The sequence below is a fragment of the Janthinobacterium sp. 67 genome (genome assembly GCF_002797895.1).
Lineage (GTDB): Bacteria > Pseudomonadota > Gammaproteobacteria > Burkholderiales > Burkholderiaceae_D > Janthinobacterium.
Genome location: NZ_PGES01000001.1, coordinates 95,563 through 112,092 on the forward strand (window position 1 = coordinate 95,563; position 16,530 = coordinate 112,092).

A 16,530-nucleotide genomic window follows, 5' to 3' on the forward strand; every position below is an offset into this window, starting at 1 on the left:
CCGGTGCGAAATACTAGAACTGGTAACGCACGCTCAGCGCCACCTTGCGCGCCGGACCATACATGCCCGAGTACCACCAGTCCGACACGGAAGCCGTGTACTGCTTGTCGAACAGGTTGGCCACGTTGACGGTGGCCGACAGCTTGTCGTTGACGTCGTAGCGCGCCATCAGGCTGGCCACCGAGTACGCCTTCTGTTCCCAGTGCAGGGTACTGTTGATCTGCCACGCCTCGATATCGGAATACACGCGGCTTTGCCAGTTCATGCCGCCGCCCACCGTCAGGCGATTGAGCTCGCCGGGCAGGCGGTAAGTGGTCCACAGCTTGACGAGATGGCGCGGGAAGGTGGTCTGGATCGCCTTGCCGGTATTGTTTTCCGTCTGGCTGTACGACCACGAGGCCGAGATGTTCCAGCTTGGCGTGATGGCGCCCGTCGCTTCCAGGTCGATGCCCTTGGTATCGGCGCCCTTGATGGTGCGGAACGCCGGATCGTTGGAGCCGGGCAGGGTATAGCCGGGATCCGATTCGGCCAGGTTTTTCTGGCGGATCAGATACAGCGCGGCGGACGTGTTCAGGCGGCCGTCGAACCAGCCGCTCTTGATGCCCGCTTCAAAGGTCTTGCCCTCGCGCGGCGCCAGCAGCTTGCCGTAGCGGTCTTGCGAGGCTTGCGGCTGGTAGATGGTGGAGTAGCTGGCGTAGGCGCTGTGCGTGCCATCGATGTCGAACACGAGGCCGCCGTACGGCGTGAAGACGTTGCTGTCCGATGCCGGGGACGCGCTATAAAATGGCACGGTGGGCGCGTCCGAGATGTAGTTTTCGCTGTAGCGCAGCACCTTTGCGCCGGCGATCAGTTTCAGGCGTTCGGACAGCGTAAAGCGGCTGGCCGCGTAGGCGCTGGCCTGGCGGCGCGTACTGTCGTAGGTGACGAAGGTGTCGCCAAACACGGGCGTTGCCGTGCGATTCCAGCGGTACAGGTTGACGGGCTGGCCCTGGATGTTCTTGTCGAAGCGGCCATCCGTCGTACTTTGAAATTCGTTGTAGTCCATGCCCAGCACCAGTTCGTGCTGGCGGCCGAATGCGCTGAACGGGCTGCGTACGTTGACGTCCACGCTGTTGACCTGCAACTGGTAATCGCGGTAGTCGGCGCTCATGCGCAGGCCATCTCCCGTGGCTTGGTCGGGAAAGGCGCTACTCACGTTCATGAACACGGAGCGCTCTTCCTGCGAGGACTGCACGCGGTTGGCCGAGATTTTCAGCTTCCAGTCGTTCGTCAGCGCGTGTTCCACGGTGACGAAGAGGTCGGTCGAATTGCTGCCGAAGCGGTTCGACTTGGCGGCCGGGCTGAAAGAGCGTGGCAGGTCCGTCATTGCGCCATTGCTGTAGAACAGGGGGAAGCCCAGGTAGGACAAGGATCCGTTCGAGCGCTTGCGCTGGTGCGTGACGCCGGCCGTCAGCTTCGTGTCGCGTGACAGGTCCGCCTCGACCACGCCATACACGACTTTTTTATCGTGGCTGTAGTTGTCGATGATGCTGTCGCCTTCCCCGTGCAGCGCGACGAGGCGGCCGCGCACGCTGCCTGCCTCGTTGAGCGGGCCGGCAATGTCGGCCATGCCGCGCCGTTCGTTACGGGAGGCCAGCTCGCCCTCGACGGACGCCTGAAACTGCGCCGTCGGTTTCTTGCGCACCATGTTGATGGCGCCCGAGGCGTCGCCCGCACCCGTCATCAGGCCCGAGGCGCCGCGTAGCACTTCGATGCGGTCGTACAGCGCCATGTCGGCCAGGCTTTGCGACGGTATCGCATTGAGGCCCAGGTTTTCCGAATGCGTGCTGACGCCATCGAGCTGGTAATTGGTGATCGCATAGCCGCGCGACGTAAAGCCGGAGCGCTCGCTGCCCAGCGAGAACAGGGTGATGCCCGGCGCTTGCGCCATCACTTGCGCGATGGTGTTCAAGCCCTGGTCCTGCATGCGCTGCTGCGTGATGACGCTGACCGACTGCGGCGTTTCCCTGACCGACAGGCCCAGCGGCGTTGCCGTGGCGATCGGCAGCGTGGAGACATACGCGCCCGAGCCTTCCGTCGCATCCTGCTGCGCCTTGACCGACACTTCCGGCATCATCGCCAGTGCTTCAGCAACCGCCGCCGCATCGGCCGGGCGCAGCACATAGCTGCCGTTGGCGCTGCGTTCGGCCTTCAGGCCCGTGCCGCGCAGTACGCCGTTCAGGGCGGCCAGCACCTCGTGGCGGCCGCTCAAGCCGGCCGACGTCTTGCCGCGCGTCTGTTCCGGCGTGAAGCTGAGGATGACGCGCGCCTGGCTGGCGACCTGGCGCAGCGCGGCCGACAGGTCGCCGGCCGGCACCTGGAAGTCGAGAGTGGCCGCGGCGGCGGCCGTGCTTTCCTGCGCCAGGGCTGGCGCCTGGACGTTCAGCAGCAGGGCCGAACCGAGGAAGACGAGCTGAATGGCATACGCCATGGGTTTGATGCGCGGCTTGGAATGAATGGCGGGAGACATGGTTACCTTGTGTTGTAGTCGTCAAAAGAACTTTCCGTACACAGGTCACGCGAGAATCGAAAGTGGGTACTTTTTTTTGCGCCGGCGTCAAAATATATTTTCAGCGCGGCTGGCGCGCCTCGACCTGTACCCAGTAGCGCGTGCGCAGGCGCACGTCCACGGGAAGGGAATCGGGCAGCGACAGCAGCACGGCGTCCAGGTCGGCCAGCGGGAAGACGCCGGAGATGCGCAGGCCGGCGACGGCATCGTCGCAGCCCAGCAAGCCGTGGCGGTAGCGGCTCAGCTCATGCAGGAAGTCGCGCAGCGGCATGGCGTCGGCCAGCAGCAAGCCCTGGCGCCAGGCCCAGACGTCGGGCGAGACGGCGTGCGCGGGCAGGGTGCCCTGTGCCGTCATGCCGCCGCCCTGGCCCGCGCGTATCACGGGGTTGGCGTCGCCATGGCGCGGCGTCAGCCGGACGGCGCCTTCCTCGACGGCGACCAGGGTGCTGCCATCGGCCTGGCGCACCGAGTAGCGCGTGCCCAGCGCCTGCGCCTGGCCTTGCGCCGTTTCGACGAGGAAAGGGCGGTAGGGCATGCCCGTTTCGCGGGCGGTGGCGATGAACACTTCGCCCCGCACCAGCTGCAACAGGCGCTGCGTGCCCGTGTAGCGGATGTTGACGGCGCTGCCGCTGTTCAGGTGCAGACGGCTGCCGTCGGGCAGGGTCAGCTCGCGGCGTTCGCCCACGCCGGTGGACAGGTCGGCCAGCGCGGCGCGGGCCATGTCGGGCGCGTATTCCGAGCGCGCGCCGAACCAGCCCGTGAGGCCGATGGCCGATACCCACGCCAGCAACTGCAGGCTGCGGCGGCGCGAGATGGTCGAGGCAGGGCGGGAGCGCTGTGTCAACGCCGTGCGGCTGGCCTGCGCATCGAGTTCGCGCAAGCCGCCGCTGGCGCTTTCGATGTGTTGCCATGCCCGCTCATGGTCGGGGTGCGCCTGGCGCCACTGCTGCCAGGCTGTTGTTTCCGCCGCCGTCGTTTCGCCGCTCATCAGGGTGGCCAGCCATTCGGCTGCCTGCATGGCGATGGCCAGGTCGATGGGCTGGCCCTGTGCGTAGACGGTGGTGCCGCGCATGTCAGGATGCGGCAAAATCGGGCACGGCAAAAAAACACAGCAGATTGGCCTTGCTCAGGTATTTTTTGACGGAATGCGTGGTGGTGCCCAGTTCGGCGGCGATCTCGGCGTAGGTCATGCCGTCCAGGTGGGCCAGCAGGAAGGCGGCCCTGGCCTTGGCGGACAGCTGGTCCAGCGCGCGGTCGACCAGCTGCAGCGATTCGAGCAGGATGGACATCGCTTCCGGCGACGGTGTGCTCGCCTGCGGCTGGTGCAGCAGGGCGTCGAGGTAGGCCCGTTCCAGCTCTTCGCGCCGGCAGTGGTTGGCCAGCAGGCGCTTGGCGATGGTGGCCAGGAAAGGGCGCGGCTGCGCGATCCCGGCACTGCTGCGCGCAACGAAGATCTTGATGAAGGTATCCTGCGCCAGGTCGCCGGCCAGCCCCGCATCGTGCAGGCGGCGCTTCAGCCAGTGCAGCAGCCACGAGTGGTGCTGGGCATACAGGGCCTGGAAATCGGATGGCGGGGAAGGGGCGGACAGCATGGCAGGTGGAATGCAGCTTAATCTAAATGAGAATTGTTCTCATGATAGCGCAGCGGCGCACGCCAGGCAATCAGGAAAACGTGGCGTTGCTGAAATGCGACTGCCCGCCCGGGCCGCGCGGCGCCGGATTTGCGCTGCCGCACGGCAGATGTAAAAGTTTCCTTGGCGCAAGCTTTCATGTGAGAAAATGCGGGCTGTCGATGTGGCGCGGAGCGGAGCGAAAAATGATGTGGATGGTTGGAGGTGCCCTGGTTCTCCTGGTCGCCCGATTTGTATGGCTGGCCTATTTTCACCGGGTCAACGCGATGTCGCGCCAGGCGGAATTGATGAACTGGCTCGACATCGGCCGGGTGTCGAACGCCGATGGCGGCAAGGATATTTTGCTGGCGAGAAACGAGCGCGGCGCCCGGATCGACTGGCGCACGGGCGAAGTCTGGCTGATGAACCCGAAGGTGGCCGAGCCGTTTGCCGATTTCCTCGCCGTCGAGCGCTGGCTGACCTTGCGCGACATGGCGCCTGTCGCCAAGCCGCCCGCAGCCGCGCCTGCGCCCGTGGAGCCGGAAGCGGAAGCGGCGCCTGAGCCCGGCCCCGTGCGCGATACCTTGCCGGCCTTCCAGCAAAAAGTCGATGCCTGCCTGGCCAAGGCCGAAGGCGGCCAGGAACTGCTGGAAACCAAACAGGCATTCGAGGCGGGCAGCGAGCCCTATCTCGAGGCGTCGACGGAACTGAGCAAGACGGCGCTGGAGCTTGAAGTGTCGCCGGCCATGGTGGCCACGTTTCATATCAGCGCCTTTGCCGCCCTGGCCGAAACGGCGGGCGCCGACAAGCTGGAAAGAGTAGCGGCCAGCCTGCACGCGGCGGCCAGGCAGATCAGGGCCAGCGTCGCCGTGTAAAAAGTGCCAGACCCGCAATGAAAAAACCGCTGATGCCCTTGCAGGTATCAGCGGTTTTTATGTATTGGTTGCGGGGACAGGATTTGAACCTGTGACCTTCGGGTTATGAGCCCGACGAGCTGCCAGACTGCTCCACCCCGCAGGCGAATTATAACCGAGTTTGTTGCATTGCGAAAGAGCGCATTGCAGGCGAGGGCAATGCGCTTGCACGAGGGGAGTGGACATACTGCGGCACAATGGAAAAAGCCGCCGATCCCTTTGCAGGAATCAGCGGCTTTTATAGATTGGTTGCGGGGACAGGATTTGAACCTGTGACCTTCGGGTTATGAGCCCGACGAGCTGCCAGACTGCTCCACCCCGCAGGCGAATTATAGCGGGGTTTGCTGCAATGCGCAATGGCCGGGTTTCAGACCCCCGATTACGCCGCCGCCAGGCGCCACAGCGAGGTGACTTCCTTCGAGCGGGCCGCATGCAGGCTGTCCGTGGCGTCCTGTGCGCGCGGGTGCGTCGGTTTCACGTCCAGGCGGTCGACGACCTTCAAGCCCGCTTGCGCTATCCACTCGAGCAATTGCGCGCGCGGGCGCAGGCCCAGGTGCTCGGCCAGGTCCGACAGAATCAGCCAGCCTTCGCCGGCTGGCTCCAGGTGGTCGGCCAGGCCGGCGAGGAAACCGCGCAGCATGCGGCTGTCCGGATCGTAGACGGCGTATTCGATCGGCGAGCTGGGGCGGGCCGGCAGCCAGGGCGGATTGCACACGACGAGCGGCGCGCGGCCGGTGGGGAACAGGTCGGCCTGCACCACCTCGACCTTGTCGATCACATCGAGGCGGGCCAGGTTTTCGCGCGCGCAGGACAGGGCACGCGGGTCCTGGTCGGTGGCGACGATGCGCTGCACGCCGCGTTGCGCCAGCACGGCGGCCAGCACGCCCGTGCCGGTGCCGATGTCGAAGGCCAGGCTGGCGCGCGCGGGCAGCGGCGCTTCCGCCACCAGGCCCACGTATTCGCCGCGGATCGGCGCGAACACGCCGTAATGCGGATGGATGCGCTGGCCCAGGGCCGGCAGTTCCACGCCCGTGCGGCGCCATTCGTGCGCGCCGATCAGGCCCAGCAGTTCGCGCAAGGAGGCGATAAACGGTTCTTCGCCGCGGCCATACGCTTCATTGCACGCCAGTTTCACGTCCGGCGCGCGGCGCAGCGGGATCGTGTAGTCGGCGTCGAAAGGCAGCAGCAGCATGGCCAGGGTGCGGGCGCGTTGCGACTGGGCCTGGCGGTGCAAATGGAAGGCTTCCGTGGCGGACGGTTCCGGCTTGGCCAGCTTGGCGGCCTTGGCCTTTTTGCTCGGTTTGTCGTTCTTGTGGTCGGCGCGCCGCGCCAGCGCCTGCAGCAGCTGGCGCGCGTTCTGGAAGTCGCCGCGCCACAGCATGGCCGTGCCTTCGCAGGCCAGGCGGTAAGCCTGGTCGGCCGTCGTGCGGTCATCGGCGATGACGACGCGCTTGGGCGGCGGCATGCCGCTTTCCGAGCGCCAGCGGGCCGCGTGTTCGGCGCCGTTTTCGCTCCAGTGGATCTGCGGATGAACGGTAGGTGAAGAGGTGTCGGACATGGGTTTCAATCGATAGAAGGGGGCGCGCGGCATGGTCGCCTGCGCAGGCCGTCTTCCATTATACGTTGCTGGCCGTGCCGTCTGTGCTGCCGGCGCTGTCCGTGCCATAGGCGAGCTCCAGCGCGCGGGCGCGCGCCTGCTCTTCCGGCGTGGCTGCCACGGTTTTCTTGCCGGTGTCGGCCACCGCGTCCGGCTGCACCAGCTTGAGCAAGCGCAGGCTCAGGCTGCCCGCCAGGTCGCCATCGTTGCCGCTGGCGCTGGTGCCGTCGGACAGGCCCTGATAGAGATTGCTTTGCAATTGCTGGCCCAGCAGCTTGAACAGATCGTGCAGATTGCCGCCGAAATGCGTGTCGGGCAACTGTTTGGAGGGCAGGGCGCCGTCATCGGATGCCGGGGCCTGCGGCGTTGCGCCCTGGGTTTGCTCGAGCATGCCCGCGCTGATGTTCGATTGATATTGCACTTCCACTTCGAAGTCGAAGGTCTGGCCGTCGGCCGTCGTGATCTTGCCCTTGCCGATGAAATGCGCGTTTTCATCGAGGCTGAAGGCGGCCGCGCGGCTGCTGCCATTGGCGCCCGCAACGCTGGTGCTGCCGCTGCTGAAGCTGGACCCGGCCTGCAGGTCGACGGAATCGAAGGAGATCTTGGCGCCATCGCCGAACATCTGGCGCGTCATGGTGGACAAAAAATCCTGCGCCACGTCGACGGTGGCGTTGCCCAGCGCATCGGTGCGTTGCGACAGTCCCTTTGCCGACAGGTCCAGGCCATTTTTCGACAGGGCCACCACGTCTTGCGCCGTGCGCTGCATCAGCGGCGAAGCCGCCAGCCCCGTGGCGCCGCTGCCCGTGCGGGACGGCTGCTGGCCAGCCAGCGTATTCGAGGCGGGTTGACGGCTGGCGAGGGCGGGAAGCTGGGACATGGTCGGTTCAAATGGGGAAGATATGCGAATTAACGGCAGTATCTCCCCATTCTTTAACCATCAGTGGTGGTGCGACCAGCTACCGTCCGCCGATTCCAGGTAGGACTTGACGGCATCGGCCTGGCCCGTGGCGTGACGCTTGAGTTCGCCGCATGCGCAAATGCCCTGATACGGCTGGATATGCGAGCAGGCGGAGACTTTTTGCAGGTAGACCTGCATGGATTTGTGACATTTGACGCACTTGAAGGTGAGGCTGCGGGCGGCTTTCATGGGGTTCCTTGAACTGTTGCGGGGCGCAGGCGGTCGCTGCGCGAAGGCGGCGATTTTAACGCACTCCGGCCATCGTTACACGTTGTTGCAACTGCGCCACGCTGAAGTCAACTGAATCCGGTCTATCACGTTGAGACACTACGGAGGCCATCTGGCATCCATTGAAGAGGTAGCACCATGGACAAGCAAGACAAGGAACAGCGCCAGCAACCTGGCAAGGAATTGGTCAGGAAGTGGCTGAAAGCGGAGCTGGAACAGCGCCGGCCCCCGCCCGACCCCGATCAGATCCGCCGCGAACTGGGCTGGGATATGCTCAGGCTGTGCCGGGAGCCGGCCAGCCGCTAGCGACCTAACGTACCGTCACCACGCTCTTGCCGCCGGAGCCGGGCTGCACGAGGATGCGGGTGGCGATGCGCTCCGTCATTTCCTGTACGTGCGAGATGACGCCCACCTTGCGGCCCATCGCTTGCAAGCCGTCGAGCGCATCCATGGCCACGCGCAGGGTTTCCGTGTCCAGGCTGCCGAAGCCTTCGTCGATGAACAGCGATTCCACGCGCACGCGGTTCGAGGACAGCGAGGCCAGGCCCAGCGCCAGCGCCAGCGAGACGAGGAACGATTCGCCGCCCGACAGCGAGTGCACGGAGCGCAGCTCGCCGCCCATGTCCTGGTCGCGCACCATCAGGCCCAGCGAGGGATTGTTCGGGTTGTCGATGCGTTCCAATTGGTAGCGGCGCGCCAGGTGCTGCAAATGCGCGTTGGCATAGCCGAGCAGCACTTCCAGGGTGAATTGCTGCGCGTAATTGCGGAATTTCTTGCCGTCGGCCGAGCCGATCAATTCATTCAGGCTGGCCCAGCGCCGCTCGATGACGGCTTGCGCCTCGATCTGCGCCAGCATCGCTTGCGCGCTGTGGCGCCTGGCGTCGTCCTGCGCGATGGCCAGGCGCAAGCGCGTCGCTTCCTCGTTGGCGGCCTGGCGTTCCAGCAGCAGGGCGTCCAGCGCCGCCTGCAGCGCGGCCACGTCCATTTCCAGCGCCTCGGGCGGCTGCTGTACGTGCGCGGCCAGCTGCCGCCTGCGTTCGGCCAGCACGGAAACGGCCGCCGTGTGGCGGTCGGCGATCACTTGCAGGGCGTCGCGTTCGGCGCGCATGGCGTCCGGCGCGATGGCCAGGCGCGCGCGCAGCTCGTCCGGCGTGGCGGGCGCGTGGGCGGGGTGTAGCTGCTGGAACTGGCGCAGCCAGTCGTGCAGGGCGGCCGTGGCGCCGTGTTCCTGTTCCCGCAAGGCGGCCAGGCGCTGCGCCAGCTGCGCGCACGCTTCGTCGACGCGCGCGCGCTCCTGGCTGGCCGACTGCGCCGCCGTCTGCTGCCGCGCCAGCAGCTCCCTCGTTGCCGTGATGGCGCCCGCCAGCGCGCGCTCGACTTCGGCCACGCCCTGGCCTTGCCATAGCGCGTTGCGCTGCGCCTGCAGTGCCGTCAACTGTTTGTCGGCGGCGGCAAAGGCGGCGTGGGCTTGCAGCGCCGCTTGCTGCGCCTTGCCGGCGGCCAGCAGCGCCGCTTCCAGTTGCGCGGCCAGGGTGGCCAGCGCGTGGCCGCGGTCGTCCTGGTCCGCCTGCTGTTTCAGCCATTGCCGGCTTTCCGATTCACGCGCGGCGCGGAAGTCGGCCGGGCCGGCGCGCCAGCTGTCTTTCCACCCTTCGGCGCCATCGGCGTCGGCAAATGCGCCATCGAGCTGCGCCAGCAGGGTATCGAGCGCGGCGCGCGCCAACTCGCCCTTGTCGGCATTGCCCGCTTGCTGCGCCTGCAGCTGGGCCAGCCGCGCTTGCGCATCGGCGACGGCGCCGGTGCAGCGCGCGTGGTCGCTGGACGCCAGTTCGTGCGCTGCCTGCGCCTGCTCGCGCCGCGCACCGGCCTGGCGCAGCGCCGTTTCCTGTTGCGCCAGCGCCTGCAAGCCGGCCGCATTGGCCGCCAGCTGCCGCGCGAACCAGTCCGCGCGCGCGTCTTCCGGTGGCAGCTGCAAGGTCTCCGCATGCGGCTGCCACTGTGCGTTCAAGCTGTCGATGACGGATGGCAGGGCCGCCAGTTCGGCATCCGTTTGCGCCTGTTCGCGCGCCGTCGCGGCCAGTGCCGCCTTGTGCGTGGCGAGCCGCTCCAGATTGCCGCGCGCTTGCGTGCGGCAAGCCAGCACGTCATCCTGCAAGCTGGCCAGCATCGCCTGCAAGGCGTGGTCGGCGTGGCTGTACGGGTGTTCCAGCGCGCCGCAGACGGGGCACGGGAGGTCGTCCTGCAAGTTGGCCCGCAGCTGCTCCACGCTGGCCGCGCATGCCGCTTCGGCACCTTTCAACGATTTTTCGGCCTGCGCCAGGCGCGCTTCCAGCAACGCTGTTTGCGCCGCTTCCGCCGCCAATGCCGTGCTTTCCGTTTGCGCGGCCTGCTCCAGCTGGGCCGCCTTCGCTTGCCAGTGCGCCAGCGCCTGCTGCTGGCGTGCCAGTTCGCTCCAGGTTTTTTCCGCGCTGCTCAAGATGCGCGCGTGCGCCTCCAGCTGGCCGCGCTGTTCCTGCAGCCCCTGGCCATCGATGGCTTGCATGGCCGCCAGCGCCTCGCGCCGTTCGGCATCGCGCAGCGCCAGCGCGGCAGCGGCCCCGGCCAGCGCCGCTTGCGCCGCCTGCGTTGTGTCAAGGGCCTGACTTACCTGCCGTGCCGATGCGGCGATGCTGGCGTCGGCCGCATCGGCTTGCGCGGCCGCTTGCCCGGCCTGGGCAAACAATTGATCCCACAATTGCCACGATTGCGCCAGCGCCTGCCACTGCTGGTGCGCTGCCAGCCACTGGCGGCCCGCTTCCTGTTCCGCCTGCGCGGCGTGTTGGCGCTGCTGCAGCGCCAGCAGCGCGGCGCGCGCCGCCTCGTTGGCCTGGTCGGCACCTTGCGCCGCTTGCCTTGCCTGCTCATGCGCGGGCAAGTGGGCTGCGATGCCGGCGTCGAGCGCCTTGGCCTGGTCGAGCAGGGGCGCCGCGTCGTGCTGCGCCGCTTCCTTCGCCAGCAAGTCCGCTGCGGCCAGCTGCGCGGCCTGCGCCAGTTGCGCTTCGCTGGCCACGGCCTGCGCCGCCTGCGCGCGCGATGCTTCCAAGGCCGCGCCCGTGCTGGCGATGTCGTTCGCCAGACGCGCCACGTCGTCGACGAGGGGCCGCGCCGGCTGCAGCAATTCCCACTGCGCCAGCGCCGCGCGGCGCTCTTCGGCGGCGGCCCGTTCGGCATCCGCGCTGTCCAAAGCTTGCTGCGCTGCCGTCACCTGGGTTTGCAGCTTGTGCGTCTCCTGATGCCAGCGCTGCTGCAGTTCCAGCACGGCCTTGCGCACGTCGATGTGTTGCAGGGCCGCTTCGGCCGCTACACCCAGCGCTGCCGTCTCGGCCCGTTCTTCCGGCGACAGGGGACGCTGGTCGGCCAGTTTTTCGCCCAGGCGTTCGAGGATTTGTTTTTCCTTTTTCGCCCGCTCGAAGGCGCGCATGGAAATGTCCGTATAGATGCTGCTGCCGGTCAGGGTTTCCAGCAATTCGCCCCGTTCATTGTCTTCCGTCTTGAGGAAGGTGGAAAACTCGTTTTGCGCCAGCAGTACGGCGCGCGTAAACTGGTCGAACGACAGGCCGATGCGCTTTTCGATCTCTTCCTTGACTTCCGTCTTGGTGCCGCCGATGGGCTGCAGCGCGGGCAGCTGGTGCAAGCTCATGGCGGTCGCCTGCAGCGCGCCTTCCGCCTTGGTGCGCGAGCGGCGCACGCTCCAGCGCGCGCGGTAGCTTGCGCCGTCGTTGCCGACAAAGTCCACTTGCGCGTAACCGTCCGGCGTGCCGCGGCGCAGCAGGGTGCGCGTATCCTGGGCGCTGACGGTTTCCTTGCCCACGTCGGGCAGCGCGCTACCCCGTCCCAGCACTTTCAGCAAACGGGGCGTGGCGTCGTACAGGGCCAGGCACAGGGCGTCGAGCAGGGTGCTCTTGCCCGCGCCCGTGGGGCCGCTGATGGCGAACAGGCCGGAAGACGCCAGCGGCTCCTGCTGGAAGTCGACTTCAAATTCGCCGGCCAGCGAAGCCAGGTTCTTGCCGCTGATGTTCAGTATTTTCATGGTTCTTCAGTTGCGTTCACGCGCCGGGCAGCAGCAGTTCGGCCAGGGCCGACAGTTGTTCGGGTGGTGCTTCCTTGCCGTATTTTTGCAGGTACAGGCGGCGGAAGATGTCATCGGGCTGCAGCTGGCCTAGCTGGTCGAGCGTCAGGTTCTCGGGCGCGCTGCCGCGCGCGGCGCTCGACGTTTCTATCTTCGCCAGACGCACGGGCTTGCCGTCGAGCGCCGCTTCGATGCGCGTGCGCAGGCCAGGTTCCGGCGCGTCGAGGCGCACGCGCACTTCCAGGAAGGGTTGCGCTTCCGCTGGCGCATCGGGCACGTCGAGAGCGGCCAGCTGCGCCAGCACTTCGTGGATGGGCGCCGGCGTGGCGGGCACGCGCAGCAGGGGCACGGCGCGCGGCACTTCGATGGCGCGCACGGACTGCAGCGCCTCGCCGTCGATGTCGAGGCACAGCACCTGGTGGCGGTAGTGTACTTCCGCGAACGACAGGGGAATCGGGCTGCCGCAGTAGCGGATGCGTTCCTGGCCACCCACGGCCTGCGCCTTGTGCAGATGGCCCAGTGCCGCATAGGCGATGGCGGCATCGAAAATCCCCGACGGCAGCATCTCCGTGCCGCCGATGACGATGCGGCGCTCGGAATCGTTCGACATTTCGCCGCCCACCATGTGGCAGTGGCCCATGGCAAGGATGGCTTGCCCGGGCTGGCGGCGCGCCAGCGCCAGGTCCGCCAGCTGGCGGTACAGCAGGGCGATGCCGCCCAGGTAGGCGTCCTGCGTGTCGCCGGCCGGCAGTTTCGGCACGTCGCCGGGACGCAGAAAGGGCACGGCCAGGCACCATGCCTGCACTTGCCCGTCGCTGCCGGCGAGCGGCAGCAGCAGGCGTTCCAGGTCGATATTGCCTGCCTCGTCGCGCAGCAGATGGCCGATCACGTGCGTGCCGTGCGCGGCCAGCAGGGGGCCGGGCGCTTCGAGGCGTCCGGCCGAATCGTGGTTGCCGGCGACGACGACCAGTTGCAGCGCAGGCAGGCGCGCGCGCGCCTGCTGCAGGAACACGTACAACTGCTTTTGCGAGGCGGCCGACGGGTTGGCGTTGTCGAACACGTCGCCGGCGACGAGCAGCACGTCGGCCTGTTCGGCCACGAGCGTGTCGAGCAGCCAGTCGAGGAAGCGCTGGTGCTCGTAGCCCCTTTCAAAATTGTGCAGGGTCTGGCCCAGATGCCAGTCGGAAGTGTGCAGCAGGCGCATGGTGTGGCAACGGTAGGGAGGACAGGCGCCAATATAGCAGGAATGACGGCATGCGCCAGGGGCTAAATCAAGCCGTCAATGCGCCAGCTCTGTATGTATTGCGCCCATCCTGCTTGGCCTTGTACAGCAGCACGTCGGCCCGCTGCAGCAGTGCGGCGGGCGAGATGTCTTCGTCGCGGTAGAAGGCCAGGCCGATGCTGGCGGAAATGCGCACGGTGATGCCGTCGAGTTCGAACGGCTGCCGCATGGCGGTGACGATTTTTTCCGCCAGCACGGCCGCGTCGTCTGGCCGGGTGATCTGTTCCATGATGATGGTGAATTCGTCGCCGCCCAGGCGGGCGATGATGTCGGTGGCGCGCATGGTGTGCGTCAGGCGCTGGGCGAAGGCGCGCAGCAGGGCGTCGCCCGTGCCGTGGCCGTGCGTGTCGTTGACGGGCTTGAAGCGGTCGATATCCATGTACATGACGGCCATCAGGTGCTGCTGCTGGCGGCTCGCGTGCATGGCGTCGCTGAGTTTTTGCTGGAAACCGGCGCGGTTCGACAGGCCCGTGAGCGCATCGACCTGGGCCAGCTTCAGCAGGCGCTGTTTCTCGCGCTTTTGCACGGTGATATCCTGGCGCATCACGTGAAAGCCCACCACCTGCAGCTTGTCTTCGCCGATCTGCGGGATGTAGATCACTTCCATGCAGCGCTCGATGCCTTCCTTGTCGTCCTCTTCCTCGAAGCTGAGGGTTTCGCCGGCCAGCACTCTTTCGATATACGGCGCCACCGTGCGGTAGCGCGCCTCGCCCACTGTCTCGCGCACGCGCTTGCCCAGTGCATGGCGGCCCGTCAGGCCGAATTCGCGTTCATAGGCGATGTTCAGGAAGCGGTAGACCTGGTCGGCGTCGATGTAGGCGATCATGGCCGGCAAGGTGTCGGCGATGGTGCGCAGGCGCGCTTCGCTTTCCAGCAGCGCCACTTCCGATTCGCGCAAGGTGGTGATGTCGTCCAGGGTCCCCACGTAGCCTTCGATCTTGCCGTCGATGAGGATGGGGGCAATTTTGACGGAGACCCATACCAGCCTGCCGTCGCGCTGCAGGTAGCGCAGGGTGGACTGGAACGGCGCATGGCTGCGCGTGAGCTGTTCCAGCGCCACGTGCATCAGCGGATAGTCGTCCGGGTGCAGGGCGCTGGTCCAGCCGGCGCCCAGGGCGGCCGCGCGCGGCAGGCCCGTGATCGATTCGAAGGTGCGGTTGACGTAGGTGCAGCGGCGCTGGCGGTCCAGGCGCACCAGTCCCAGTGGCGAGGCATCGTTGACGGCGGCCAGCTCGGCCTGTTTCTGGCGCAGTTCCAGCTCCTGCTGGCGGCGCTGCGAGATATCCTCGGCGATGCACAGGATATGTTCGATCTGCTGGCGTTCGTCGAACACGGGCACGGAGACGGCGCGCAGGTAGCGCAGGCTGCCGTCCGCCAGGCGCAGCGGCTTTTCCGTATGGTCGATGACGCCATGCTCGGCCAGGATGGCGCGGTCGTCCTCGGCGTCGTGCAGGCCGAAGTCGGGCGGGAAGGCCTGGCAATCGGTCTTGCCGATGACGTCGGCGGCCAGGTGGCCGGTGATGTCCTCGGCCGCCTTGTTCCACACTTCCATCTGGCCGAAGTTTTCCGGGCGCGCGCTTTTCACGTAGACGAGCACGGGCAGATGGTCGATCAGCGACTGCAGGAAGCTGCGGTTGTCCTGCAGCGCCAGTTCGTCGTGCTTGCGCGCGCTGATGTCGCGCGAGGTGACGGCCACGCCGTCGGTGATCGGCACCACCTGGTGGCGCAGCCAGCGCGTGGCGCCCGAGGCCAGGGTCAGCTCGAATTCATCTTCCAGCGGCTGGCGCGTTTCCATCACCAGCACGAAGCGCTGGAAGAAACGCTCGCCGCGCAGCAGCGGCATGTGCTGCAGCACGCGCTGGCCCAGCAGTTCGGAGCGCGGCTTGCCCAGCATGTCGGCGGCCCGCTCGTTGATGTCGGCGAAAATGAAGTCTTCCACCGGTTTGCCCGGGGCGGGGCGCCAGGCTTTCAGCAGCAGCACCGAGTCGAGGCTGCCGTGGTGCGCCGCGCGCAGCAGCGCCTGCGTTTCCGTCGCCTGGCGGATGCTGCGGCGCAGGCGCGCGCTCTGGCGCATCAGCAGGGTCGTAAAGCCGGCAATGAGCACGCTGGCGGCGAGCAGCGCGCCCACATACAACAGGCGGCGGTGTTCGAAGCGGGCCAGGGCGGCGGCGCGGCTCACGCCCACCACCGCCAGCAGCGGATAGCGCGGCAGCTCGCGGTAGCTGTAGATGCGCGGCGTCGCGTCGACGGGCGGCTCGATCAGCAGTTCCTCGGCGGCGTGCTGCGGCGGACCCGGCATGCGGAAGTCGATGCGGTCGCTGAGGATCAGTTGCTCGCCGATGCGCCCCGCCGTCAGGCCGCTGTCGCGCGCCACCAGCATCAGCGCGCCCTGTTCATCGAGGTTCAGGCGGTCGTAGTCGTCGACAAAATACGTGGGGTCGACGTGGATGACGATGGCGCCGGCGAAGCGGCCGCGCGCATCGTTCAGGCGGCGCGCCAGGCGGATGGTCCAGCGCTTGCCCTCCGCGTCGAGCATCGGCGTATCGACCAGGACCGTGTCGGACGCATTGGCGGCCAGCGACTTGAAAAATGCCTGCGTGGCCAGGTTTTCCGGCAGATAGGCATGGGCGCTGTCGATGACGTTGCCCTGCGCGTCGACGAGGGCGATCGGCAGCTCCAGCTTCGATGGCAGCACGCTGTCGAGCAAGCCCTGGCGGCGCGTGAATTCATTGAGGCGCAGGCTGCCGCCCGTTTCCTCGTATTTGAGCTTGAACAGCTGCGTGGCGTGGTCCGTCTGGCGCAGGGTGAAACCGGTATGGTCGGCCAGGGTGCGCGCCAGCGACTGGCTGACGGCGACGGCGTCGCGCACGGCATTGGCGCGCTCCTGGCCCACCTGATAGTAGACGGCTGCCCACAGCGCCAGCAGCAGGATGAGCGCGGACAGGGGCACCAGACTGATGCGGTACAGGCGGCGGGCAAGGCGTTGCAGGGGTCTCGTTATCGCTATCACGGGCGCTTGCAGGCTGGATTCATGGAAAAAGGGAGGGGCGGCGTGGCGCGCATGATAGCCGAAATCGGCTGCCTTGCGCATAAGCCCGTCGCCGCCACGCCCATCGTCTGTTCGCGGTCTGTCGCTGGGCTTATTTTGCGTTAAATCAAGTAATTGTGGTGCCGCGCACGCTAAAAAAAGCACGCCGGCGGCGACAGGGGCGGGCGGCGTGGCAGAAAAAGTACAATTGCGCCCCCATCCTCATTAAAATGGATGCTTCTACCTCCCATATCGAA

11 protein-coding genes and 2 tRNA genes are annotated in these 16,530 nt (G+C 66.8%); 2 read left to right on the top strand and 11 right to left on the bottom strand.

What is annotated here, in order from left to right:
* Positions 1-13: 13 nt before the first annotated feature.
* The 3 genes from CLU90_RS00475 to CLU90_RS00485 form a co-directional block, all read right to left on the bottom strand.
* Positions 14-2,509 (bottom strand): TonB-dependent siderophore receptor, encoded by a 2,496-nt coding sequence (locus CLU90_RS00475; protein ID WP_100426920.1) that lies wholly within the window; start codon positions 2,507-2,509, stop codon positions 14-16.
* A 100-nt stretch (positions 2,510-2,609) separates the two neighbouring features.
* The gene (locus tag CLU90_RS00480) at positions 2,610-3,620 is read right to left on the bottom strand and encodes a FecR domain-containing protein (protein WP_092712424.1); all 1,011 of its coding nucleotides are present in this window, start codon (positions 3,618-3,620) and stop codon (positions 2,610-2,612) included.
* A 1-nt stretch (position 3,621) separates the two neighbouring features.
* Positions 3,622-4,140 (bottom strand): sigma-70 family RNA polymerase sigma factor, encoded by a 519-nt coding sequence (locus tag CLU90_RS00485; RefSeq protein ID WP_092712426.1) that lies wholly within the window; start codon positions 4,138-4,140, stop codon positions 3,622-3,624.
* A 224-nt stretch (positions 4,141-4,364) separates the two neighbouring features.
* Here CLU90_RS00485 and CLU90_RS00490 point away from each other — a divergent pair, with 224 nt between their 5' ends.
* Positions 4,365-5,033, top strand: coding sequence for a hypothetical protein (locus tag CLU90_RS00490; RefSeq protein ID WP_139178219.1), 669 nt, complete (start codon positions 4,365-4,367; stop codon positions 5,031-5,033).
* 65 nt (positions 5,034-5,098) lie between these two features.
* Here CLU90_RS00490 and CLU90_RS00495 read toward each other — a convergent pair.
* The 5 genes from CLU90_RS00495 to CLU90_RS00515 all read right to left on the bottom strand — a co-directional run bounded on the left by CLU90_RS00495 (position 5,099) and on the right by CLU90_RS00515 (position 7,816).
* A tRNA-Met gene (locus CLU90_RS00495) sits at positions 5,099-5,175 on the bottom strand.
* A gap of 143 nt (positions 5,176-5,318) precedes the next feature.
* Positions 5,319-5,395, bottom strand: a tRNA-Met gene (locus CLU90_RS00500).
* A gap of 56 nt (positions 5,396-5,451) precedes the next feature.
* On the bottom strand, positions 5,452-6,630 hold the full coding sequence (locus tag CLU90_RS00505; protein ID WP_139178221.1) for a methyltransferase: 1,179 nt from the start codon (positions 6,628-6,630) through the stop codon (positions 5,452-5,454).
* 58 nt (positions 6,631-6,688) lie between these two features.
* Entirely contained in the window at positions 6,689-7,546 is an 858-nt protein-coding gene (locus CLU90_RS00510) for a hypothetical protein (RefSeq protein ID WP_092712432.1), read from the bottom strand.
* 60 nt (positions 7,547-7,606) lie between these two features.
* A complete protein-coding gene (locus CLU90_RS00515) occupies positions 7,607-7,816 on the bottom strand; it encodes a hypothetical protein (RefSeq protein ID WP_034755039.1) in 210 nt (69 codons plus the stop codon).
* 177 nt (positions 7,817-7,993) lie between these two features.
* On the opposite strand from CLU90_RS00515, the gene CLU90_RS29620 reads away from it, so the two are divergent.
* Positions 7,994-8,161 (top strand): hypothetical protein, encoded by a 168-nt coding sequence (locus CLU90_RS29620; RefSeq protein WP_175539255.1) that lies wholly within the window; start codon positions 7,994-7,996, stop codon positions 8,159-8,161.
* Positions 8,162-8,165: 4 nt separating this feature from the next.
* Here CLU90_RS29620 and CLU90_RS00520 read toward each other — a convergent pair whose 3' ends face one another.
* From CLU90_RS00520 to CLU90_RS00530, 3 genes are all read right to left on the bottom strand, one after another.
* Positions 8,166-11,924, bottom strand: a complete 3,759-nt coding sequence (locus CLU90_RS00520; RefSeq protein ID WP_092712434.1) for an AAA family ATPase — start codon at positions 11,922-11,924, stop codon at positions 8,166-8,168.
* Positions 11,925-11,940: 16 nt separating this feature from the next.
* Positions 11,941-13,167 (bottom strand): exonuclease SbcCD subunit D C-terminal domain-containing protein, encoded by a 1,227-nt coding sequence (locus tag CLU90_RS00525; protein WP_092712436.1) that lies wholly within the window; start codon positions 13,165-13,167, stop codon positions 11,941-11,943.
* A gap of 67 nt (positions 13,168-13,234) precedes the next feature.
* Positions 13,235-16,336 (bottom strand): PAS domain-containing protein, encoded by a 3,102-nt coding sequence (locus CLU90_RS00530; RefSeq protein WP_232731032.1) that lies wholly within the window; start codon positions 16,334-16,336, stop codon positions 13,235-13,237.
* Between the last annotated feature and the right edge of the window lie 194 nt (positions 16,337-16,530).

Coding starts and splice junctions, on each gene's coding strand:
- CLU90_RS00520 (WP_092712434.1), bottom strand. CDS start 11,924: ATGAAAATACTGAACATCAGCGGCAAGAACCTGGCTTCGCTGGCCGGC.
- CLU90_RS00485 (WP_092712426.1), bottom strand. CDS start 4,140: ATGCTGTCCGCCCCTTCCCCGCCATCCGATTTCCAGGCCCTGTATGCC.
- CLU90_RS00490 (WP_139178219.1), top strand. CDS start 4,365: ATGATGTGGATGGTTGGAGGTGCCCTGGTTCTCCTGGTCGCCCGATTT.
- CLU90_RS00505 (WP_139178221.1), bottom strand. CDS start 6,630: ATGTCCGACACCTCTTCACCTACCGTTCATCCGCAGATCCACTGGAGC.
- CLU90_RS00525 (WP_092712436.1), bottom strand. CDS start 13,167: ATGCGCCTGCTGCACACTTCCGACTGGCATCTGGGCCAGACCCTGCAC.
- CLU90_RS00530 (WP_232731032.1), bottom strand. CDS start 16,336: ATGCGCAAGGCAGCCGATTTCGGCTATCATGCGCGCCACGCCGCCCCT.
- CLU90_RS00475 (WP_100426920.1), bottom strand. CDS start 2,509: ATGTCTCCCGCCATTCATTCCAAGCCGCGCATCAAACCCATGGCGTAT.
- CLU90_RS00510 (WP_092712432.1), bottom strand. CDS start 7,546: ATGTCCCAGCTTCCCGCCCTCGCCAGCCGTCAACCCGCCTCGAATACG.
- CLU90_RS00480 (WP_092712424.1), bottom strand. CDS start 3,620: ATGCGCGGCACCACCGTCTACGCACAGGGCCAGCCCATCGACCTGGCC.
- CLU90_RS00515 (WP_034755039.1), bottom strand. CDS start 7,816: ATGAAAGCCGCCCGCAGCCTCACCTTCAAGTGCGTCAAATGTCACAAA.
- CLU90_RS29620 (WP_175539255.1), top strand. CDS start 7,994: ATGGACAAGCAAGACAAGGAACAGCGCCAGCAACCTGGCAAGGAATTG.